Genomic DNA, 21,013 nt, shown 5'->3' with positions numbered 1-21,013 from the left:
TGTTTGATGAAAAGATTGTGGCTGGATCGGCATTTACAAGCCCCCCAAATCCCGTGTCGGCAAATTCGTGCCAGCCGCTACAGCGGCCAGATCAGCGGGATCAACAATGAGGCCAACAGTCCCACTGTCAGATTCAACGGCACGCCCACCTTGAGGAAATCCGTAAATCTGTACCCTCCGGGGCCGTATACCATCATGTTCGTCTGATACCCGATCGGCGTCGCAAACGAGGCCGACGCGGCCACCATCACCGCCACGACCAACGGTCGCGGATCGATCCCGACAGCCTGCGCCAATCCGATGGCGATGGGCGTGACAACCACAGCCACGGCGTTGTTCGACACAAGCTCGGTCAGAACCGAGGTCAACAGGTACACCGCCCAGATGATCAGGAAGGGTGGCAAGACGCTGAGACCCGGTGCTATGGCCTCGACAATCAGCGACACCGCGCCCGATTTATCCAGCGCCGCTCCGATGGCCAGCATCGAAAAGATCAGCGCCAGCAAGCGGCCTTCGACAAAGGAAAACGCCTCATCGGCATCAATGCAGCGGGTCAACAGCACCACAGCCACCGCCAGCACCGACAACAGCAGGATCGGGGCCACACCCATGGCCGCCAGCGCAACGATCCCAACAAGCGCACCGATGGCAACCGGGGCGTGGCTGCGACGAAAGGCACGGGCTGACGGCTGTGTCACATCAACCATTTCCATATCCGCTGCCAATTTCTGAATGTCGGCAGGAGACCCTTCGAGCAGTAAGGTATCACCCACGCGCACGACCAGTGCATCCAGTTGCCGCCCGATATTCTGGTTCCGCCGATGCACGGCCAGCACATACACGCCATAGCGGCGGCGCAGGCGCATTGTACCCAGCGAGCGCCCGACCATCCGACACCCCGGCGTGATCAGAACCTCGACCGTCTTGGTCTCGACCGCCGAAACCTGATCGACGCGCTTGAGCTCTTTATTGCTTTGCAGGCTCAGCAATTCGGTCATCTCGGTGCGCAGAACGACGCGGTCCCCAAGTTGAAGTTCCACACCTTTCAGGTTGCGGCGCAGCGATTCATCGCCCCGGATCACGTCAATCAACCGCACGCCGGGGCGTTTGAACAACTGCACCCCTGTCACCTCGCGCCCGATCAGGTTGCTTTCCGGTGGAATCACGGCCTCGGTAAAGAACTTCATCTTGGAGCGGTCGCTGAGCAAGGTGGCCATGCTGTCCCGGTCGGGCAGCAGGCGCGGCGCGATGTAACGCAGATAGACCATGCCATAAATCACCAGTGCGATACCCAGAGGCGTGACCTCGAAAATCGTGAATGGCGTCATGCCCTGCGCGCGGGCCACACCGTCCACCAGCAGGTTCGTCGAGGTCCCGATCAGGGTCAGCGTGCCGCCCAGAATGGCCGCGTAGCTGAGCGGGATCAGCAGCTTTGAGGCAGGAACATTCAGAGTGCGCGCGATTTGCACGAAAACCGGAATCATCACCACCACAACCGGTGTATTGGATACAACCGCAGACGCCAGAACCACGAACCCCATCAACAGGCCGATGGCGATGCGCGGGTTGACCTGCGCCTGCTTCTGCGCGGTCGAGGTGAAGGCATCAAGCGCTCCGGTCCGCACCAAAGCGCCCATGATGATGAACATCGCGGCAATGGTCCATGGCGCCGGATTCGACAGGACTGTCAGAGCGTCTTGATACGGCAGGATGCCGGTCACCAGCATCAGGGCGACACCGCCAATAGCCACAACCTCGGTCGGGTAAACCTCGCGCAGGAACATGATGAACATGCCCGCGACGATCATCAGCGCCAAAATCGCGCTGCCGGTTTCTGTCAGTTGAAGGAATTGCATTCTTGGTATTCTGTCCGAACCCTGGCCTGGCACACGCGCCCGACAGGCAGTTTCACGCATTGCACGCGGCAGAGCAAGCCCGACATCACCTTACAGCGGGCCGGCCTGCTGCAAACGCCCGCCAACGCGTATCATTTGCACAGATTTGGCCTGTCCGGTGCGATCATCGGTCTCAACGAAGACACCGCTCAGCGTCGCCTCACCATTTGCCGGCGTGAACCGCGCCTTGGGCATTCCGGTGATAAAGCGGCGCATCGGCTCGACCTTGTCCATGCCGATGACCGAGTCGTAATCGCCGCACATCCCGGCATCGGTCAGATAGGCTGTACCTCCGGGCAGAATCTGCGCATCTGCGGTTGGCACATGCGTATGCGTTCCAACGACAAGGCTGGCGCGCTTGTCGCAGTAGTGGCCCATGGCCATTTTCTCCGAGGTTGCCTCGCAATGCATATCGACAAGGATGGCCTGGGCCTGCCCGCCACGAGGATGGGATTTCAGGATCGGCTCAATGGCGGAAAACGGATCGTCAAAGGGCCGTTTCATGAACACTTGCCCCAGCACCTGAACCACCAGAATCTTGCGCCCGCCCGGTGCGGTATACAGGCGATGCCCTCGCCCCGGCGCGCCCTTGGCAAAGTTCACGGGGCGCACGATGCGCGGCTCGGATTCGATGAACTGCAACATATCTTTCTGGTCGAACGCATGATCGCCCAATGTCAGACAGTCGGCCCCGGCATCCAGCAACAGTTTGGCGTGATCGCCGGTCAACCCCATCCCGTTCGACGCGTTCTCGCCATTGATCACAACAAAATCCAGACGCCATTCGTCGCGCAGACGCGGCAGATGCTGCTGAACGGCCGCACGTCCCGCGCGGCCCATGACGTCACCCAGAAATAGTATTCTCATGCAATCCGTCCTAAGTGTGGCGCCAGACAAGCACAAGTGATTAAACTCGGTTCATAAACCGTCAAAAGTGTTTCCCAAAGGAGAGTTTCATGCACCGTTTCATACTACCCGCCGCCGCACTGCCCCTTCTGGCTGCATGTGATCCGGTGCCCGAACAATCCACTGAACTCGCCAACCCGGCGGCCACTTTCTGCGTCGAAAGCGGCGGCACCTACGAAATCCGTGATGGCGCCGACGGGCAGACGGGCGTTTGCACCTTACCGGACGGTCGCAACGTCGATGCCTGGGACTATTTCCGCGAGAACCACACCGGCTGATCATCGCTAAAAGGTCATAACCCGGCTTTCGGTAATCACCATGTCCAGTGGTTGATCCGTGGGTTCCAGTGGCAGGTCGTCCGCCTCCTGCGCGTCAAAGGCAAAGCCGATGGCCAATGTCGGACGTATGGCACGCAACCTTTCCAGCGTGCGGTCGTAAAATCCACCCCCATACCCAAGTCGCCCACCCTTCGCATCAAACGCGACAAGCGGAACGATCAGAATTTCAGGGTCGAAATAATCATCGACCTCGGGCACCTTTGCACCGAAGGGGCCATCTTTCAGCAATCCTTCGGGAGACCAGCGCGAGAATTTCAACGGTTGTCCTGCGGCCTGAATGACCGGAACGCCGACCGGTCCGTACGCCGAGGCTTCGGCCATCGCAGGCAGCGGGTCAATTTCGGTTCGGATCGGCATATAGCCCGACAATGGCACGCCCCGATGGCCTGCCAGAACTTCGGACAGACGCCCGGCAGCGCCGGGCAGGCGCGCGTCAAAGGCGGTCTTGCGGCGCGCAAACGCCAACTTGCGTGCGGCGGCCTTGATTTCAGTCAGATCGGTCACAGTAGCACCACGCTGGCAAGCCCCAGAAAGATGAAGAACCCCATGACATCCGTTGTGGTTGTCACAAAGGTTCCCGATGCCAGCGCAGGGTCAACGCCCAAACGGTCCAGCACAACCGGTACTACCGTACCTGCAAAGCCCGCGATGATCATATTCACGACCAAGGCTGTTCCGATCACGACCCCCAGTAACGGAGAATCGAACCACAGCATCCCCACCGTCCCCAGAACAATGGCGAAACACAGCCCGTTTAGCATTCCGACCAGCAATTCCCGCCGGATCACGCGCATCACGTTCGACTCCGTCAGATCACGCGTGGCCAGCGCCCGCACGGCCACCGTCAGCGATTGCGTGCCCGCATTACCCCCCATCGAGGCCACAATCGGCATCAGGATGGCCAATGCCACAAGCTGATCAATCGCCGCCTCGAACTGCGAGATCACCAGCGAGGCACATATCGCCGTACACAGGTTCACCGCAAGCCAGGGCAAACGCCGTCTGCTGGTGGCGGCGACGCTGTCGGACAGCGAGCTTTCGTCACTGACCCCGGCCAGCCGCAGGATGTCTTCTTCGTGCTCTTCGTCCAGAACCACCATGGCATCGTCAATGGTGATCACACCGACCAGCCGCCCGTCTGCATCCACGACGGGGGCCGAGATCAGGTGATATTGGTTGAAAGCATAGGCCACATCTTCTTCGTCCTGATCGACGGGGATGGTGTGAAATTCCTCTTCCGCGATAGCACGCAACAGCGTTTGCCGCCGCGCCGCCATCAGCTTGCCCAGCGCAACCTGAGCGACAGGTTTCAACCTCGGATCAACAAGGATAATGTGATAAAACTGCTCGGGCAAATCTTCATTGGCGCGCATGAAGTCGATGGCCTGCCCCACCGACCAATGTTCGGGCGCCATGACGACCTCGCGCTGCATGAGGCGACCGGCCGAGTTTTCCGGGTAAGACAGTGCCTGCTCCGCAGCGATCCGCTCGGAATCCTCCAGAACGTCCAGAATCGCCTCTTGCTGTGGTTCTTCCAGATCTTCCAGCAGGTCGACGACATCGTCGCTTTCCATTTCGCGCACGGCTTCGGCCAGAACATCGGGGCGCAGGACGTTGATGACCTCTTCCCGAACGGCCTCATCCAATTCCGACAGGATATCGCCATCGAATTCCTTGTCGTAAAGGCGGATCAGGCGCGACCGGTCAAATGGGTTGATCTGTTCCAGAAGGTCGGCGATGTCGGCCGGGTGCAACGGCTCCATCAGCTCGTTCAGCTTATCGCGGTCATCAATGTCGACCGCGTAAAGAATGGCCGCTACGGTCTTTCGGTCCAGCGCATAAACGTCGTCTTCATTGGGTGCTTCGGTCACGGGTTCATCAAAGCCTGTCGTCATATCTGCCCCCGTTCATTCCGTCATTGACCACTAATTAGAAGAAGCAGCTACCGGAAAACAATGACAATTCGGCGATTTACCGACAAGTTCCGCCCCCTTATGCTGTTTCAAAGTCCCATACAGGCGGAGATGACAGAAAATGGCGCAAAAAACGCTTCTGAAAGGGCGCGTCCTGAGTTTCAACGGTTCTCCGTTCGAAGGAGAGCCGACCGAGGCGGTCACTTTTAGCGAAGCGGTTCTGATCGAAGGCGGACGCATCTCGGCGGTTGGTGATGCGGACGGTCTGGGCAAGGCGAATCCCGGCGCAGATGTGGTAGATCATGGTCAGCACATCATCATGGCCGGGTTCGTGGACGCGCATGTGCACTACCCGCAGACCGCCATGATCGCCAGCTGGGGCAAGCGGCTGATTGACTGGCTGAACACCTATACGTTCCCCGAAGAGATGAAATTCGGGGATCGCGACTATGCCTCAGAGATTGCCAACCGCTATCTGAACCTGACAGCGGCGCATGGCACCACGACGATGTGCAGTTTCTGCACCATCCATCCCGAAAGCGTGGATGCCTTTTTCGAGGCCGCACAGCAGCGCAACCAACGCGTGGTTGCTGGCAAGACCTGCATGGACCGCAACGCGCCCGAAGGGCTACGCGATACCTCCCAATCGGCCTATGACCAATCACTGGCCCTGTTGGAGAAATGGCACGGGACCGACCGGCTGTCCTATGCGATTACGCCGCGCTTTTCGCCCACCTCCACACCTGAGCAGCTTGAGGCAATGGGTGCACTCTGGGCCGAGTATCCGCATTGCCTGATGCAGACCCATCTGAGCGAGCAAACAGATGAAATCGCCTGGGTGCGAGAGCTGTTTCCGGATGCGCGGGACTATCTGGACACTTACGAGAAGTTCGGTCTTTTGCGGTCAAACGGCGTATATGGTCATGTCATCCATCTGGAATCTCGGGAACGCGACCGCCTGCGCGAGATGGATGCGGCACTGATCCATTGCCCGACCTCGAATACCTTCATCGGCTCGGGCCTGTTTGACATGACCGGATTGGTTCAGGACGGGCACCGGGTCGGATTGGCGACCGACACGGGCGGAGGCTCCAGTTTCTCGATGCTGCGGACAATGGCGGCAGCGTATGAGATCGGACAATTGCGCGGAGCGCCGTTACACGCGGCACAATTGCTGTGGCTTGGTACCGTGGGATCGGCACGATCGTTGCGAATGGATGATTGCATCGGCAACGCGGTTCCGGGGATGGAGGCAGATCTGGTGGTATTGGACCTTGCCTCGACCCCCGCGATTGCCCAGCGTGAAGCCTGCGCAGAAGATGTGTGGGAAGCGATATTCCCGACCATAATGATGGGCGACGATCGCGCGATTTCCGAGGTCTGGATTGGCGGCAACCGCGTTCACGGTTAAAGGAATGCGCCTTGCGGCGCATGCCTCCGGCGGAGGTATTTTTGAACAGAAGAAGGGCGCAGGTCAGCTTTGCAAAGCCCTGGCCAGTTTGGTTTGACGTTCGATCAGCTTTGGCAGGTCCAGCGTTGTGATATGGCCGTCGCTGACGATCTGACAGCCTTCGACAAACAGGTGCTTGACCCGCATCGGGCCCGCCAAAAGCAGCGCTGCCTTATCCCAGCTGCCTGCGCTTTCGATGCTGCGTACATCCCAAACGGCAATATCGGCGCGTTTTCCGGGTTCCAGCCTGCCGCAATCAGGTCGGTTCAGCACATCGGCGCCGCCTCGGGTCGCAATCTCGAGCGCTTCGCGCGACGACATGGCATCGGCACCGTTCGCCACACGCTGCAGAAGCATCGCTTGGCGTGCTTCGAGGATCAGAGAACCGTTATCGTTGCTGGCCGAGCCATCCGCGCCCAGACCAACCGTCACACCACGATCCCGCATCGCCCGAACGGGCGCGATTCCCGATCCCAGCCGGCAATTCGAACAGGGACAATGCGCAACACCAGTTTGAGAACGGGCAAAAAGATCAATCTCGACCCCGTCGAGTTTGACACAATGGGCGTGCCAGACATCTGAGCCCGTCCACCCCAGATCTTCGGCATATTGCCCCGGGCGGCAGCCAAACCGGGCGTTAGAATATGCGATATCTTCGTCGTTTTCGGCCAGATGTGCGTGAAGCATCACGCCTTTGTCGCGTGCCAGCAAAGCGGTATCGCGCATCAAATCCCGGCTGACCGAAAACGGCGAACAGGGTGCAAGCCCGACCCGGCACATCGCCCCTTCGGACGGGTCGTGAAACGCGTCGACCACGCGGATCATGTCTTCGAGGATCGTCTCTTCCCGCTCAACCAGTGAATCCGGTGGCAGGCCTCCGTCGCTTTCTCCGATGCTCATCGCACCCCTTGTGGGATGAAAGCGCAATCCAATCTCGGCGGCTGCGGCGATTGTGTCCTCCAGCCTTGCGCCATTGGGATAAAGGTACAGATGGTCCGAGCTGAGCGTGCATCCCGACAGCGCAAGCTCGGCCAGACCGATCTGGGCCGACACGAAAATCTCTTCCGGGCCAAAACGCGCCCATATCGGATAAAGCGTTTTCAACCACCCGAACAGCAGGGCGTCCTGCCCGCCTGGAACCGCCCGCGTCAGGGTCTGATAAAGATGGTGGTGGGTGTTCACTAGCCCCGGTGTCACCACACAACCCGCGGCATCATGCACAATGCCATCTGTCGTCAGCCCCTGCCCGATCCGGGCAATCTGGCCTTCGCGGATCAACAGGTCAGCCCCTGCAAGTTCCTGCCGCGTATCATCCATGGTCAGAATGACGTCGGCGTTTTTGATCAGTATTTCAGGCATATCAACCACTCCTGCAACTGCCCGCCTCATGCATGGAGTGTTCGGCTGGTGGAAAACGGGCTCAAGAACCAGCCGGGTTGAGACTAGGACAGAGCGCGCATCAGAGCAACCGGGTCAATAGCGCTGCAGGATGTTCAGCGCCTCTGCGTGGAGCGCGGCATTTGCGGCGGCCAGCACGCGCCCGCCCTCATGCGTCGGGTTGCCCTGCCAATCGGTAACAATGCCGCCTGCCGCCTGGATGACAGCGATAGGGGCCTGGATGTCGTAGGCCTTCAGACCAGCTTCGATTACAAGATCAACCTGCCCTGCCGCCAACAAGGCATAAGCATAGCAATCCATACCGTATCGGGTCAGTTTTGCTTGCTGTGACACAGCGCGAAACCCGTCGCCCTCGGCCTGAGAGCCAACCTCTGGAAACGTGGTGAAAACAATGGCTTGGTTCAGAGACTCTGTGGCTCGCGTGGTCAGAGTGTTGCGCCCATGAGGGCCAACGGCGAAGGCTTGCCCGTCTTGCCCCACAAAACGTTCGCCAATATAGGGCTGGTCAATCACACCCAGAAACGGGCCGGATGCGTCACCCAACGCGATCAGGACGCCCCATGTTGGTGTCCCGCTGATGAAACCACGCGTGCCGTCAATGGGATCCAAGACCCAGACACGTCCACTGATTCCTTCTGTCTGGCCGAATTCCTCGCCCAGAATCCCGTCCTCGGGCCGGTGACGGGCCAGAACGGCACGCATGGCTTGTTCGGCATCGCGATCCGCCACGGTTACCGGATCAAAGCCGGTTTCCAGTTTGTTGTCTGTTGCCAGGTTTGATTGGCGAAAAAAAGGAAGAATGGCCGCACGCGCCGCGTCGGCCATTTCTTCTGCAACTTCCAAATCGGTCAGAGGGGCATTTTGCATAGGCAACCCGTGCGATCCCAGCCCTGCTGTGTCAAGCCGATTCGATCAGGCGACGTCACTGAGAACACGCGCCAGTTCGAACAGGCGGCGGCGCTGGTTCTCGGGAATCGCGTAATAAGAGCGGACAAGATCCAGTGCCTCTTTGTCGCCCATCAAATCTGCGGGCACGGATTTTTTGTCCGAGTCGGACTTTTCCGTTTCTTCCAGACCTTCGAAAAAGAAGCTGACCGGAACGTCCAATGCTTCGGCGATGTCCCAAAGGCGAGACGCGCTGATCCGGTTGGCACCTGTTTCGTATTTCTGAATCTGTTGAAACTTGATACCAACTTGCTGCGCCAGCTGCTGTTGGGTCATGCCAATCAGCCAGCGGCGATGCCGGACGCGTTTGCCCACATGAACATCGACGTGATGAGTCATTGGTGATCTCCTTTAACACAAACAACTGTTCGGGAACGCGACAGCAGCCATCACCGCCAGGCTAGCGGGTTGCTGCTTAAGAACTCCCTAACTTCGGATCGTGCCTCCCCCGAACAGCACCATGGGCTACTATTGCCGCAAATAATAATTTTTTCAAGCGGGTTGAATCGGTTGTGGGCGGCATTGGATTGCGGTTGTGCTGAAATATGCTGCTTTATGCAGCTATACATTCAGGATTCGCGTATCCCCTTTGAAAGATGACCTTACGGAACCCTGACCGGGAATTGACAACACGGGACACCCGTTCACCAATACCCAAAAATCCGGAGAGCCACATGCAGGCCTATCGCGTATCAGCCAAAGGGGTCGCCCCCGACCTGCGTTCTGTCGACCTGCCCCCGACGGGTCCGGATCAGGTGCGCCTGCAAATTCGGGCCTGTGGCCTGAACTTTGCGGACTTGCTGATGCAGAAAGGAACCTATCAGGACACGCCCGAGGCGCCGTTCACACTGGGGATGGAAGTTGCCGGGATCGTCGATGAGGTCGGCGCGGCCGTTACTCATATCAGTCCAGGCGACCGGGTTGCGGTCTATTCCGGTCAGGGCGGGCTGGCGGAGTACGGTGTTTTTGATGGTGACCGGGTTATTCCGATCCCCGAATCGATGAGTTTTGAGGACGCCGCGTCCATTCAGATCGCCTATGGTACCAGCCATATTGCGCTGGACCACCGCGCCCGTTTACAACCCGGCGAAACTCTACTGGTGACGGGGGCTGCGGGGGGTGTTGGCCTGACGGCTGTCGAAATCGGTAAATTGATGGGTGCAACAGTCATTGCCCAGGCGCGCGGGCCTGAAAAGCTGGCTGTCGCTCAGCAGGCTGGAGCAGATCACCTGATTGACGCGCAAGATGACCTGCGGGACCGCGTGTTATCGCTGGGCGGCGCGGATGTGGTGTATGACGCAATTGGCGGCGACGTGTTCAAGGCTGCCTTCCGCGCGACCAACCCCGAAGGCCGGCTGCTGCCGATCGGGTTTGCCGGTGGCGACGTCCCGCAAATCCCTGCCAATCATCTGCTGGTCAAGAATCTAACGGTGATCGGGTTCTACATCGGAGGGTATCTCACCTTCCGGCCCGAGGTCGTACGTGACAGCTTTGAAACCCTGTTTCGCTGGCATGTCGAGGGCCGGATCAAACCGCACATTAGCCACACCCTGCCCCTGTCCGACGTCGCACAGGGGCTTGAACTGCTACGGGCGCGGAAATCTACCGGCAAGATCGTGATCACGATGTAGACCCGATCACCCCGCAACCGCCTTGAGCGGAGGGGTGCCCAGCATCCGGAAATTCTGGCGCACAAGCTGTGCCAGTGCCTCGACAACCTCGCCCCGGCCATCGCCAGCGCCATAAAGGTTGATCTTGTGCGCCGGAAGCTCGGGCAAATGGCCGCTTGAATCGATCTGCTCAAGATGCGCAGCTTCGGTTCCGTCCAGCATGGCGTGAACAGCCAGGTCTGCGCTGACGGTGGCTTCGATGGTTCGGTCATTTTCGGTTTCCACTGACAGCTCCCACGGAATGCCCGCCGCATCCAGCGCCGCGATGACCTGCGGGCGGAACAAACAGCGCCGCCCCAGTGCCAGCGGAAGCGGGTCTTTGCGCCAGGCCGAGCCACCCGATGCACCGATCCAGCGCAGCGGCAATTCAGCCACGGTCTCAGCCCCCTCGCCATCCGAAGCTTCTGTCGTCAGGATCAGGTCGCATTCGCCGCGCTTGAACATCTCTTTCAATTGCAGGGAATAAGACGATACCAGTTGCACGCGGACGCGCGGAAAATCGGCGTTAAAGCGTTGCAAGACGCGCGGTACCGCCGGATAGACGATATCATGGGGCACCCCCAGCACAACCTCGCCCTCGAAGGCCTGATCGGTCAGCTTCGAAATCACCTCATCGTTCAACGCAACCATACGGCGGGCATAGACCAGCAGTTGCTCTCCGGCGGCGGTCAAGGCGATTGTCCGCCCGCTACGATCAAGCAATTCCAGATCCAGAAGCTCTTCAAGGCGCTTGAGCTGCATGGACACCGCAGATTGCGTCAGGTGCAGAAACCCCGCCGCCCGTGTAACCCCGCCGTGATCCGCCACAGCCACAAAGGACCGCAAGGTGGTGATATCAAGATTTCGCATCTTCACGATCCTTTATGAGACAGTTCAAAAACATTCATTTTCAAAATATGTCATCATCACGCATATAGATCAAGGAAATTGATTGAAACGCGATATCTCATCGATAACTCAGGAAAGGGCAAAACACATGACCCATATCGAGATCACAAGACGCTGCACCGCCGCCCGCCGCGCACGCCCGGGGCTTTGGGCACTTTTGCGTCTGGCACGGCAACGACGACAGTTGGCCAAGCTTGAAGACCGCGCATTGGACGACATCGGTGTCACCCGCCAACAGGCCCGCTCAGAAGCCGCCCGCCCATTTTGGGATGCCCCCGAAAACTGGCACAAACAGCTGTATTAAATGGCAAATGTCCACGATTCGGCGGCATGAACGCCATAGCCGCCGAATTTACTGACAGTTTTGCTGAGTTTTAGGCGTAAAACCCTTGAAACACGAGGCGCACTCTCCGATATTTGCTGAGGAAACCAGCCCGTATCAGTGGGCTGAGAGCAGAATAATGGAGGGAGACCCTTTATGGCACAATTCGACACGATCCGGACAGCGGCCGGTGCGCGCGCTGCCGAGATTGATGAGGGCCTGCGCGCCCATATGAACAAGGTCTACGGCACGATGTCCGTAGGCATGCTGATTACATTTGCCGCGGCCTGGGCCATTTCGGGTCTGGCAACAACAACCGATCCGTCGTCGGCGGTTGCTGAACTGGGTGGCGGTAAATACCTGACTCAGCTTGGCTACTCGCTGTTCGCGTCGCCGCTGAAATGGGTCATCATGTTTGCCCCGCTGGCCTTTGTCTTTGGCTTCGGCGCTGCGATCAACCGCCTGTCCGCTGCCGGTGCGCAAACCGTGTTCTACACCTTTGCTGCCGTCATGGGCGTTTCAATCAGCTGGATTTTCCTGGTCTTCACCGGCCAGTCGATCATTCAGGTGTTCCTGATCACCGCCATCGCCTTTGCCGGTCTGTCGCTGTACGGCTACACCACCAAAAAGGATCTGTCCGCGATGGGCACATTCCTGATCATGGGTGTGATTGGCCTGATCGTGGCTTCGATCGTCAACATCTTCATCGCATCTTCGGCAGTTGCCTTCGCTATCTCGGTGCTGGGTGTTCTGATCTTCGCAGGTCTGACGGCTTATGACACGCAGAACATCAAGACCACGTACCTGCAGATGGCACATTCCGGCGATCAGGAGTGGCTGGGCAAAGCCGCAATCATGGGCGCGCTGAGCCTGTATCTGGACTTTATCAACATGTTCATGTTCCTGCTGCAACTGTTCGGCAGCCGCGAATAACACGAACTTGTATATATCCCTGAAAGGGCGGGTCAGTTTTGACCCGCCCTTTTTTGTTGAACACCGTCACCTGATCAGCAACGAAAAAGCCCCCACCAATCGGCGGGGGCTGATGACGGGTTAAGCTATCGGATCGTCAGCTACAGTTCAAAGGAACCGCAAAGCCCGAGCTGCGCCGGGACGATCCTTTACGGAACACATCTCCCGCTGGCAGGCATCCGGTAAACTGCTCTGCGTTCTGCCCAAACGCCGCTCCGACCGAATTGTCGACCTTGGTCTCGCCTTCGGGCGTTCTGAGAACACCATACAAGGTACCGTTCACGCGGACTGTACTCAGGAACAGGCTGGTATCCTGACCGGAGACCAAGACGGCGTCCGTGTCGGAACGTCCGCCGTTTTCAATGGCCACGCGGGCCACTTTCTCGGGGTCGACCTGATCCGTTGTCACAGGAACCGTGGGCAGTGCGGCCAACTCTGCAGGGATATTCGTAGCGGGCGGCAGGATTGCAGCGGCGCCATTACGGTCAGTTGCAACGCGCGGCTCACCATCAATACCGGTAAAACCGACGCCTTCACGGTTGAATGGATCCTCGCAGGCTGACAACGTCAAAACGGCGAGAGCGGGCAAGATGATTTTTTTCATGACGATCAACATTTTGGAACGGTTAGCTCAAGCGTAGCGGTACGATGCTGAAAAAAGCAAGCCGTCCGGCGGCAGAATGCCTGCCGCGCTGATGCGCCTCTGCAACGCCCGGAATCGGCTTGGACAGCCGATTTGGCGCATATCTCTCACCTCACGACACATGAAAAAAGGGACCTTGCGCTGGCAAGATCCCTTTCGCATTTCATGTCCGAAGGTAGATTACTTGATCTTGCCTTCTTTATACTCGACATGTTTCCGAGCGACCGGGTCGTATTTACGAATGGTCATTTTCTCGGTCATGGTGCGCGCGTTTTTCTTGGTCACGTAGAAGTGGCCCGTGCCCGCGGTCGAGTTCAGACGGATCTTGATTGTCGTCGGCTTCGCCATGGTTATCTCCTGCGTCCGAAAAGGCAGGGGCCTTTCGGTTGAATCCTTATGAGCGTGCGCTTTTACCCGCTCGCGCGCCCGAGTCAACCGGAATCGGTCGCCAATCTCGACAATTCCTGCCCACGTCAGCACGCGTCACCGGGTCCCGATTTGGCAAGATCACGGTTTCGTGATAGCCTGCCCCCAGCGCACCCTACCAAGAGACCGATTACAAGCTCGATGCGCGAGGCACAATTCTCAGGCCAGCTTATCACTTAGCAGTATGTTTTAAGTGGAACTTTTCTGGGGGCAATCATGACAGAATGGGAAATTCACGGCGAAGAGCTGGCCAATTGCAACTGCAATTTCGGTTGTCCGTGTCAGTTCAGTGTTCTTCCGACACATGGCAACTGCGCGGCGGTAGTCGTCTATGATATTCAGGACGGCCATCATGGCGACACAGATCTGGCAGGTGTGCGCGCCGCCGGGGTGTATCACTGGCCGGGGCCAATTCACGAGGGCAACGGGCAGATGCAATTGATCATCGACGAAGCAGCAAGCCCCGATCAACGAGCGGCCATCGAAGCGATTATGACCGGCAAGGATACGGATGAGATGGCCACTTTCTGGTTTGTCTACAGCGCCATGGCGCCGACCAAGCACGAAACGCTGTACCGTCCCATCGAACTGAAATGGAGCCGCGAAGAGCGCACCGGCTACGCCAGTGTGACAGGCATTTTCGACCTTGAGGTCAACCCGATCCCGCATATCGTAACGGGCGCGCCGCATCGAGCCTCGATCCAGTTGCCCAACGGGTTTGAATATCGCCACGCGGAATCAGCGTCAGGCACCGCAAGAACAAAGGGTGGGGCCATCGATCTGCAATTCGATGCCACGCACGCACATCTGGCGCATCTCAATATCTCGAGGCACGGCGTTCTTGGCGCTTAAGGCTTTGAAAGCATGACCAGAGAGACCATCCAGCCGTCTGTCAGCGCGGTCGACACCCTGATGCGGCAAGACAGGCGGATCGTCCTGTTTTGCGTTCTGCTGATCGTGTTGGGCGCGTCCTGGTATACTGTGACGGGTGTGGGGATGAACATGTCCGCGCTGGACATGACGCGCATGGCCGGGCCGATTGGCGCCCCTATGCAAATGCCAGGTGGCGTGTCGTGGAGCGCATCCTACGCCGTACTGATCTTCCTGATGTGGTGGGTCATGATGATTGCGATGATGACGCCAAGTGCCGCTCCGGCGGTTCTGCTATACGCCGCGATCAAGAGGGTGGGCCCGGACAAGCATCGCGCAGCGCGCCTGAGTCTTGTGTTTCTGAGCGGGTATCTGGTGGCTTGGGCTCTGTTCAGCATTCTCGCAACCGCTGGTCAATGGGGGCTGGAGTTGATCGGGCTGTCGGACGGCCCGATGATGACGATCCGGTCCAAGGTTTTCGCTGGCGGCGTAATGCTGGCGGCAGGGCTCTATCAGCTCTCCAGCCTGAAATCCGCGTGTTTGCGTCATTGCCGCAGCCCCGCCCGCTTTTTGACGGATCATCACCGTCCCGGGGCTTTTGGAGCATTTCGCCTGGGGGCCATGCATGGTGCATATTGTCTCGGTTGTTGCTGGGCATTGATGCTTTTGCTGTTTGTGGGCGGTGTGATGAACCTGTGGTGGATTGTCGGGATCGCGCTGTATGTCGGTCTCGAGAAGCTGTTGCCGCAGGCCCGCTGGCTGGTTCCGACGACCGGAATCGGGCTGATGGTTGCGGGGACATGGGTGATTTTCGGTGGGGTTTTGACCCCGACCTGATCGACAGATATGCGCGGAGGGCCTGTAAGCCGGATCCTGTTCCGGGGTTGCCCCCTTCGATGACCATTCATCTGGGCCGTGCATTGCTGCGCGGCTCAAGCTGCCAACCCGGTCCCTCTTGGCCAGAACAGGCCTAGCGGCGGTATCGGCTGACGCCGACCGGCCCGCGCGGGGACCCTATTTGGCATTGCTCCCGGTGGGGCTTGCCGTGCCACCGCTGTTGCCAGCGGCGCGGTGGGCTCTTACCCCACCGTTTCACCCTTACCCAGCCGCGTCGGGCGCTGCCCGAGTTGGTTGGGCGGTCTGATTTCTGTGGCGCTTTCCGTCGGGTTGCCCCGCCCGGGCGTTACCCGGCACCGTTGTTCTGTGGAGTCCGGACTTTCCTCCGGGGCCGTAGCCCCGACGGCCATCCGGCCCTCCGCGCGTGGGCGTGGGTAGGCCCTGTGCCCGGCGACGTCAAGGGTGCAGAGGGCGGGAAGGGGCCAGCCCCTTCTTGGCCTACGGCCAATTCAACCCCGGGATATTTTTGGCCAGATGAAGAGCGGATCGGGTCTAAGGTCTTGTATGCCGCAAAGGGGTGAAATCTGCCGGTTCGAGAGGGCCCTTTGCCCAGGGACGGAATCTGAGCCGGACCGCGGCCAACAGGGTTGCGTCGTCGGTTTCGGAAGTGAAACCGACCTTTTGCGCCAAAACGCGGAAACTGTGCATCGGTGCGTTTTGATACGCGGTTTCGGAGCCGCGATTTTGAGCCAGGTTCTGGCGTTCCAGTCTCTGCCAATCGAACCGGGGGCCGGGATCGATCTTGCGGCCCGGTGCCATGTCGGAATGGCCGATGACACCGCTTTCATGGATGCGCCACCTGTTTTGAATGTCTAAAAGCAGGGCTTCAAGGGTAGCCATCTGAGCCTCGGCGAACGGATGATCGCCGCGATTGTCGAGCTCGATTCCAATTGAACGTGAGTTGATATCACTGTGCCCGCACCACTCCCCTACCCCGGCATGCCAGGCACGGTCTGCTTCCCGCACCATCTGCCAAAGCGTGCCATCCGAACCGATCAGGTAATGAGCCGAAACTTCGTGAGACGGGTCACATAACCGCTCTAGCGCGGCCAATGCGCTGTTCATCGCGGTATAATGGATCACGATCAGCGTCGGGATCAGCCCATCCCGGCGCGGGCCGAAATTGGGCGACGGATGCCAGACCGGTTGCAAAGCGTCAGTTGCTGACGGCACTACGGAACGGGCTCGGGTCCCAACTGCAGGCATACCCGTCTCCATCGGGGTCCAGCCCTTTGCGGTCCCGTTGCGGGCCGCCTGTCGAAAGGAACTCGATCTGGGCCTGATCCGGGGATGGGAAACGGGCGCAATTGCGGTCGGCCTTGGCCTGAAGGTTGAACCCGGCGCGGCTGTATAGAGGTGTCCCGACCGGGTTCGACGTACTCAGCGCGTATTGCACGATGTTCGGTTGACCATCCGTGCCGCGTTCGGGCACGGCGGTGGGGGCGACAACCTCATAGGTCTGGCGATTTTCCGCGATCCGGGCGGCGTCCGACTCGATGCTGCGACGGTTGGAAACTGCGGCGAAGTCCTGTTCGTCGGAAATCGAGGCGGTATTGGGCGCAGGCACGGCAGGAGCGGGTTGCCCGGACGTACTGGCCAGCGCCGCCGCTGTCTGGTTGGCGATATCTGCGGCGCTGTCTGAGGTTGCGGGCTGAAGCTCTCCGCTGGCGGTCAGGGGAAGTTCGGACACCGGCTGCGGTGGCCCGAACGGGTTGCCGGCATAGCCCTGCCCGGCAAGCTGCGCCTCGCGCTGCGCCTGATACTGCGGTGTGTTGAATCCGGTGCCTTCGACCGGGGCGACCGTTTCACAGGCTGCAACCGCGCCAAGGGCAGAAATCAGAAGCAATTTGCGCATAGGGCTGCTCCGCTTTTCGTTGTCTTGCCTGACCCGAGGCTTACCACCATTTACCGGGCTTGGCCACAAACCCGGCCGCATTTTCGAGCGCATAAGCGGTGTTGAGCAAGTCGCCCTCTTCCCAAGGACGCCCGATCAGCTGCAAACCCAGCGGCAAACCCTGTTTGTCCAGACCCGCGGGCACCGAGATACCCGGCAAGCCCGCGAGGTTCACCGTCACGGTGAACACGTCGTTGAGGTACATCTGAACCGGATCGGCCTCGGTCATTTCGCCCAGACCGAAGGAAGCCGAAGGCGTGGCCGGGGTCAGGATCGCATCGATTCCGGCGGCAAACACATCCTCAAAGTCTTTCTTGATCAGGGTGCGGACACGGCGGGCGCGGTTGTAATAAGCGTCGTAGAAACCTGCCGACAGCACATAGGTGCCGATCATCACACGGCGCTGGACCTCATGCCCGAACCCCTCGGCGCGGGTCTTCTCGTACATCTCGGTAATGCCGTCACCCTGCGCCAGATGCGCGCGGCGGCCGTAGCGGACACCGTCATAGCGGGCGAGGTTCGAGGACGCCTCGGCAGGCGCAATCACGTAGTAGGCGGGCAGCGCGTATTTGGTGTGCGGCAGCGAGATATCGACGATCTCGGCGCCTGCGTCTTTCAGCATCGCGGCCCCGTCGGACCACAGCTTTTCGATCTCGGCGGGCATGCCGTCCATGCGGTATTCCTTGGGGATACCGATTTTCTTGCCCTTGATATCACCGGTCAGCATCGCTTCGAAATTCGGCACCGCCAGTTCGGCGCTGGTCGAATCCTTGGCATCGTGGCCACACATGGTTTCCAGCATGATCGCCGCGTCGCGCACGTTCTTGGTCATCGGCCCGGCCTGATCGAGCGAGGAGGCAAACGCGATGATGCCCCAGCGCGAACAGCGGCCATAGGTCGGCTTGATGCCGGTGATGCCCACAAAAGCGGCGGGTTGGCGGATCGAGCCGCCGGTGTCGGTGCCGGTTGCAGCCAGACACAGGTCGGCGGCCACAGCCGAAGCGGACCCACCCGAAGACCCACCCGGCGTCAGTTGCGCATCATCATTGCCGCGCCGCCACGGGCTGACGGCATTGCCGTAGGTTGAGGTTTCGTTGGACGAGCCCATCGCGAATTCGTCCATGTTCAGCTTGCCCAGCATCACTGCACCGGCATCGGCCAGTTGCTGAGAAACCGTGGATTCGTATTCCGGCTTGAACCCGTCCAGAATTTTCGAGGCCGCCTGCGAGGGCACGCCCTTGGTGCAGAACAGGTCCTTGATGCCGATTGGCAGGCCGCACATCGACGGTGCGTCGCCCGCCTTGATCCGCCCATCCGCAGCCCTGGCGCGTTCCAGCGCAAGCTCGGGTGTTTTGTGGACAAATGCGTTGAGCGCATCGGCGTCGTCAATTGCCTTGAGACAGGATTCGGTCAGCTCGACCGAGGTCACATCACCCTTACGCAGCGCGTCGCGGGCCTCGGCCAGGCCCAGTTTGTTCAGATCGCTCATGTCTTACTCCACCACTTTGGGGACGGCAAAGAACCCTTCGCGCGCGTCGGGGGCGTTGGCCAAAACCTTGTCCTGCTGGTTTCCGTCGGTGACCACATCCTCGCGCCGCTTCAGGCGCATCGGCTCGACCGAGACCATCGGCTCGACGCCTTCAACATCCACTTCGTTGAGTTGCTCGATGAAGCCAAGAATGGTGTTGAATTCGGATGCCAGCGCCGGCAGCGCATCATCCTCGACCTTGATCCGGGCCAGTTTGGCCACCTTGGCGGCGGTGCTTTGGTCAATCGACATCGGTAACCCTCATATACGCTTAGGGGGCGTTTACCTGTCCGGGGCAGCACTCGCAAGACCATGGTCGAACGCGGCCCTGTCGGTCACGCCGACCCACCGCAAAAAGGCGTCAAAAGTGCCATTCATTTTTGCATAGCCTATATGCAAAAAAGTAAACTGATTAGTTCATTTTTTGCCTTGAAAAACTACACCGAACAGTTCATTTCATAGCCATGGCACAGCCACTATCGGAGTTAAGACTATGAAAACGTTCATGACAGCCTTTGTATTGGCCACAACTGTATTCGCGGCACAGGCCCACGCGTTCGGGCCAACCATGAACAGCCTTGTACGAGACCTGAACATCCCCGAAACGGTCTCGGAACCAGCCACAAAGAGCATCACGCAACAGGGCAACTGACCCCTCGCCCTGTATCCGGGTCGGGGACTCCTCACCCGACCCGGAATTTCTGCAAATGGCTGCTGCGCTGACGGCGTCGAGTCGCTACCATGGTTCTGCAAGACCAAGCCGGTTTCAGATCGGCAAACCTACGGAGCAGAGAATGGACGCGCGCAAGCAAGCAGTTCTGGACGCAATTGATGCGGCCAATACACAAGACCCCACCCTTGAAGACGGCCAGCCCGCGGCCTTGCTTTATGGCCAACGGATGAGTGCCGAATTGAACCGGCTGTTTCCCGACGCCTCGGACGCGCTGCAAATCGCCGCGCGGGGTCAGCACGTAGAACGCTGGAAGCTGAAGCGCACCGAATACCCCGAAGGACGCGCCGGATACCTGGCGTGGCGCAAGGCGCAGGGCGTCTACCACGCCGAAGTTGTTCGCGGGTTGATGGAACAGGCGGAATACGGCGCAGATCAGTTGGAGGCCGCCGAGCGGATGCTGCGCAAGCAGGGCATCAAGCGCGACGACGAGGTGCAGGCGCTTGAGGATGTGATCTGCTTTGTCTTCCTCAAATGGTATTTCGCGCCTTTCGCGGCCAAGCATTCCGACGAGAAAATCCAAAGCATTGTGGAAAAGACCGCACGCAAGATGTCAGCCGGGGGGCGCGCGCGCGTTCTGTCAGAATTTGATCTGCCCGATCATCTGGCGGCGGCATTTCGCGACTGAGAGCCCCGGATCAGGAACCGCCGGTAGACCTCGATCATCCATCCCAACATGATGGCATTCAGGATGTGCCACATGAAATGCGTGCCTAATGGAAGCTGGTCGCACAGGGGTATGTCCGTGGATCGAAAGGTGATGGACGCAATCAGAATGGCGGCCCCTACCGCCATTCCCCGGGCCAGAGCGGGATCCCGGTGCCGCAGCAGAAACGCGTAAATCAGGATCAACAGCGGAACCGGTGCGTAGGCGGATGACCCGCCCAGCCCCGGCACGAACCGGAACAGCGGAACCGTGGCCACCGCATAGGGCACGAACAGCAGGGATCCGATCAGGGCGTAGCTGGCCCTCATCCCCCAGACGTCGCGGTTGATGGCAAAAATGTAGACAAGAATGAACAGCAGAATCGGCGTTGTGTCCGCGATGGCCGCCCAGACCTGCGCATGTGTGTGGAACAGGAAGCTGCCAACACCGATAATGGCCAGTATGGCGACCAGAAGAGAGGCCAGCGGCATCCCCTGCCCCCGCACCCGCTGCCACATGATGTACGCCGCAATCAGAAACGCCGCGTTGGTCACCGCATTGATCGGCTCGGCCCAATAGTGGGGGGACAGCCGCTCACAATAGCCGTCAATTTCTCTGGTCCAGTCCATGGATTTTTACATAGCGGATGCTAGGCTGTCTCCAAGCGAATTCTGGGAGGGAA

At 59.3% G+C, this 21,013-nt stretch carries 24 protein-coding genes and 1 other RNA gene; 9 read left to right on the top strand and 16 right to left on the bottom strand.

Going from position 1 to position 21,013, the window contains the following annotated elements; translation table 11 throughout:
• Positions 1-77: 77 nt before the first annotated feature.
• Both ACR0K4_RS03870 and ACR0K4_RS03865 read right to left on the bottom strand, forming a co-directional pair.
• Positions 78-1,856 (bottom strand): SLC13 family permease, encoded by a 1,779-nt coding sequence (locus ACR0K4_RS03870; protein WP_480517208.1) that lies wholly within the window; start codon positions 1,854-1,856, stop codon positions 78-80.
• Between the two features lie 90 nt (positions 1,857-1,946).
• A complete protein-coding gene (locus ACR0K4_RS03865) occupies positions 1,947-2,762 on the bottom strand; it encodes a TIGR00282 family metallophosphoesterase (protein WP_480517210.1) in 816 nt (271 codons plus the stop codon).
• A gap of 89 nt (positions 2,763-2,851) precedes the next feature.
• Between ACR0K4_RS03865 and ACR0K4_RS03860 the strand changes: the two genes are divergently transcribed.
• Positions 2,852-3,079, top strand: a complete 228-nt coding sequence (locus ACR0K4_RS03860) for a putative hemolysin (RefSeq protein WP_480852884.1) — start codon at positions 2,852-2,854, stop codon at positions 3,077-3,079.
• Between the two features lie 6 nt (positions 3,080-3,085).
• Here ACR0K4_RS03860 and ACR0K4_RS03855 read toward each other — a convergent pair whose 3' ends face one another.
• Both ACR0K4_RS03855 and mgtE read right to left on the bottom strand, forming a co-directional pair.
• A complete protein-coding gene (locus ACR0K4_RS03855) occupies positions 3,086-3,643 on the bottom strand; it encodes a 5-formyltetrahydrofolate cyclo-ligase (RefSeq protein ID WP_480852883.1) in 558 nt (185 codons plus the stop codon).
• Positions 3,640-5,034, bottom strand: a complete 1,395-nt coding sequence (mgtE, locus tag ACR0K4_RS03850; protein ID WP_480852882.1) for a magnesium transporter — start codon at positions 5,032-5,034, stop codon at positions 3,640-3,642. The genes ACR0K4_RS03855 and mgtE overlap by 4 nt, the downstream gene beginning before the upstream one ends.
• A gap of 139 nt (positions 5,035-5,173) precedes the next feature.
• Between mgtE and guaD the strand changes: the two genes are divergently transcribed.
• Positions 5,174-6,463, top strand: a complete 1,290-nt coding sequence (guaD, locus tag ACR0K4_RS03845; protein ID WP_480852881.1) for a guanine deaminase — start codon at positions 5,174-5,176, stop codon at positions 6,461-6,463.
• A gap of 63 nt (positions 6,464-6,526) precedes the next feature.
• Here the strand turns inward: guaD and ACR0K4_RS03840 are convergent, their stop codons facing one another.
• The 3 genes from ACR0K4_RS03840 to ACR0K4_RS03830 all read right to left on the bottom strand — a co-directional run bounded on the left by ACR0K4_RS03840 (position 6,527) and on the right by ACR0K4_RS03830 (position 9,184).
• Positions 6,527-7,861, bottom strand: coding sequence for an 8-oxoguanine deaminase (locus tag ACR0K4_RS03840; RefSeq protein WP_480852880.1), 1,335 nt, complete (start codon positions 7,859-7,861; stop codon positions 6,527-6,529).
• A 114-nt stretch (positions 7,862-7,975) separates the two neighbouring features.
• Entirely contained in the window at positions 7,976-8,767 is a 792-nt protein-coding gene (gene hisN, locus ACR0K4_RS03835; protein ID WP_480517222.1) for a histidinol-phosphatase, read from the bottom strand.
• Positions 8,768-8,812: 45 nt separating this feature from the next.
• On the bottom strand, positions 8,813-9,184 hold the full coding sequence (locus ACR0K4_RS03830) for a helix-turn-helix domain-containing protein (protein WP_480517224.1): 372 nt from the start codon (positions 9,182-9,184) through the stop codon (positions 8,813-8,815).
• A gap of 335 nt (positions 9,185-9,519) precedes the next feature.
• Between ACR0K4_RS03830 and ACR0K4_RS03825 the strand changes: the two genes are divergently transcribed.
• Positions 9,520-10,476, top strand: a complete 957-nt coding sequence (locus ACR0K4_RS03825) for an NADPH:quinone oxidoreductase family protein (protein ID WP_480517226.1) — start codon at positions 9,520-9,522, stop codon at positions 10,474-10,476.
• A 6-nt stretch (positions 10,477-10,482) separates the two neighbouring features.
• On the opposite strand, the gene ACR0K4_RS03820 is transcribed toward ACR0K4_RS03825, so the two are convergent.
• Positions 10,483-11,364 (bottom strand): LysR family transcriptional regulator, encoded by an 882-nt coding sequence (locus ACR0K4_RS03820; RefSeq protein ID WP_480852879.1) that lies wholly within the window; start codon positions 11,362-11,364, stop codon positions 10,483-10,485.
• 127 nt (positions 11,365-11,491) lie between these two features.
• On the opposite strand from ACR0K4_RS03820, the gene ACR0K4_RS03815 reads away from it, so the two are divergent.
• Together ACR0K4_RS03815 and ACR0K4_RS03810 are read left to right on the top strand one after the other, a co-directional pair.
• Positions 11,492-11,707: a DUF1127 domain-containing protein gene (locus ACR0K4_RS03815; protein ID WP_480517230.1), complete on the top strand. Its 216-nt coding sequence runs from the start codon at positions 11,492-11,494 to the stop codon at positions 11,705-11,707.
• A 174-nt stretch (positions 11,708-11,881) separates the two neighbouring features.
• Positions 11,882-12,658 carry a Bax inhibitor-1/YccA family protein gene (locus tag ACR0K4_RS03810; protein ID WP_480852877.1) on the top strand — a complete coding sequence of 259 codons (777 nt, stop codon included), beginning with the start codon at positions 11,882-11,884 and terminating at the stop codon, positions 12,656-12,658.
• A gap of 136 nt (positions 12,659-12,794) precedes the next feature.
• Here ACR0K4_RS03810 and ACR0K4_RS03805 read toward each other — a convergent pair whose 3' ends face one another.
• On the bottom strand, positions 12,795-13,301 hold the full coding sequence (locus ACR0K4_RS03805) for a membrane lipoprotein lipid attachment site-containing protein (protein WP_480517234.1): 507 nt from the start codon (positions 13,299-13,301) through the stop codon (positions 12,795-12,797).
• A gap of 219 nt (positions 13,302-13,520) precedes the next feature.
• On the bottom strand, positions 13,521-13,688 hold the full coding sequence (gene rpmG / locus ACR0K4_RS03800; RefSeq protein WP_010441901.1) for a 50S ribosomal protein L33: 168 nt from the start codon (positions 13,686-13,688) through the stop codon (positions 13,521-13,523).
• Between the two features lie 294 nt (positions 13,689-13,982).
• Between rpmG and ACR0K4_RS03795 the strand changes: the two genes are divergently transcribed.
• Both ACR0K4_RS03795 and ACR0K4_RS03790 read left to right on the top strand, forming a co-directional pair.
• Positions 13,983-14,618: a DUF1326 domain-containing protein gene (locus ACR0K4_RS03795; RefSeq protein ID WP_480852875.1), complete on the top strand. Its 636-nt coding sequence runs from the start codon at positions 13,983-13,985 to the stop codon at positions 14,616-14,618.
• 12 nt (positions 14,619-14,630) lie between these two features.
• Positions 14,631-15,473, top strand: coding sequence for a DUF2182 domain-containing protein (locus ACR0K4_RS03790; protein WP_480852874.1), 843 nt, complete (start codon positions 14,631-14,633; stop codon positions 15,471-15,473).
• A gap of 9 nt (positions 15,474-15,482) precedes the next feature.
• Here the strand turns inward: ACR0K4_RS03790 and rnpB are convergent.
• The 5 genes from rnpB to gatC all read right to left on the bottom strand — a co-directional run bounded on the left by rnpB (position 15,483) and on the right by gatC (position 19,207).
• Positions 15,483-15,895: RNase P RNA component class A (gene rnpB / locus ACR0K4_RS03785), an RNA gene on the bottom strand.
• Positions 15,896-16,025: 130 nt separating this feature from the next.
• Positions 16,026-16,739, bottom strand: coding sequence for an N-acetylmuramoyl-L-alanine amidase (locus ACR0K4_RS03780; RefSeq protein ID WP_480852873.1), 714 nt, complete (start codon positions 16,737-16,739; stop codon positions 16,026-16,028).
• On the bottom strand, positions 16,690-17,388 hold the full coding sequence (locus tag ACR0K4_RS03775; protein ID WP_480852871.1) for a hypothetical protein: 699 nt from the start codon (positions 17,386-17,388) through the stop codon (positions 16,690-16,692). Before ACR0K4_RS03775 ends, ACR0K4_RS03780 begins: the two co-directional genes overlap by 50 nt.
• Positions 17,389-17,428: 40 nt before the next feature.
• Positions 17,429-18,916, bottom strand: a complete 1,488-nt coding sequence (gene gatA / locus ACR0K4_RS03770) for an Asp-tRNA(Asn)/Glu-tRNA(Gln) amidotransferase subunit GatA (protein WP_480852870.1) — start codon at positions 18,914-18,916, stop codon at positions 17,429-17,431.
• Positions 18,917-18,919: 3 nt separating this feature from the next.
• Positions 18,920-19,207 carry an Asp-tRNA(Asn)/Glu-tRNA(Gln) amidotransferase subunit GatC gene (gene gatC / locus ACR0K4_RS03765; protein ID WP_170325838.1) on the bottom strand — a complete coding sequence of 96 codons (288 nt, stop codon included), beginning with the start codon at positions 19,205-19,207 and terminating at the stop codon, positions 18,920-18,922.
• A gap of 241 nt (positions 19,208-19,448) precedes the next feature.
• Here gatC and ACR0K4_RS03760 point away from each other — a divergent pair, with 241 nt between their 5' ends.
• Positions 19,449-19,607: a hypothetical protein gene (locus ACR0K4_RS03760; RefSeq protein ID WP_480517246.1), complete on the top strand. Its 159-nt coding sequence runs from the start codon at positions 19,449-19,451 to the stop codon at positions 19,605-19,607.
• A gap of 142 nt (positions 19,608-19,749) precedes the next feature.
• Positions 19,750-20,313 carry a DUF4202 domain-containing protein gene (locus ACR0K4_RS03755; protein WP_480517248.1) on the top strand — a complete coding sequence of 188 codons (564 nt, stop codon included), beginning with the start codon at positions 19,750-19,752 and terminating at the stop codon, positions 20,311-20,313.
• Here the strand turns inward: ACR0K4_RS03755 and ACR0K4_RS03750 are convergent.
• Complete coding sequence (locus ACR0K4_RS03750) at positions 20,286-20,960, bottom strand: ceramidase domain-containing protein (RefSeq protein ID WP_480852868.1); 675 nt, start codon at positions 20,958-20,960, stop codon at positions 20,286-20,288. The two genes, ACR0K4_RS03755 and ACR0K4_RS03750, sit on opposite strands and share 28 nt — an antisense overlap.
• Positions 20,961-21,013 lie beyond the last annotated feature (53 nt).

This window comes from Ruegeria sp. K11 (assembly GCF_056531905.1).
The sequence above is the reverse complement of the archived record's forward strand: the minus strand, read 5'-3'. Positions and strand labels throughout refer to the sequence as shown.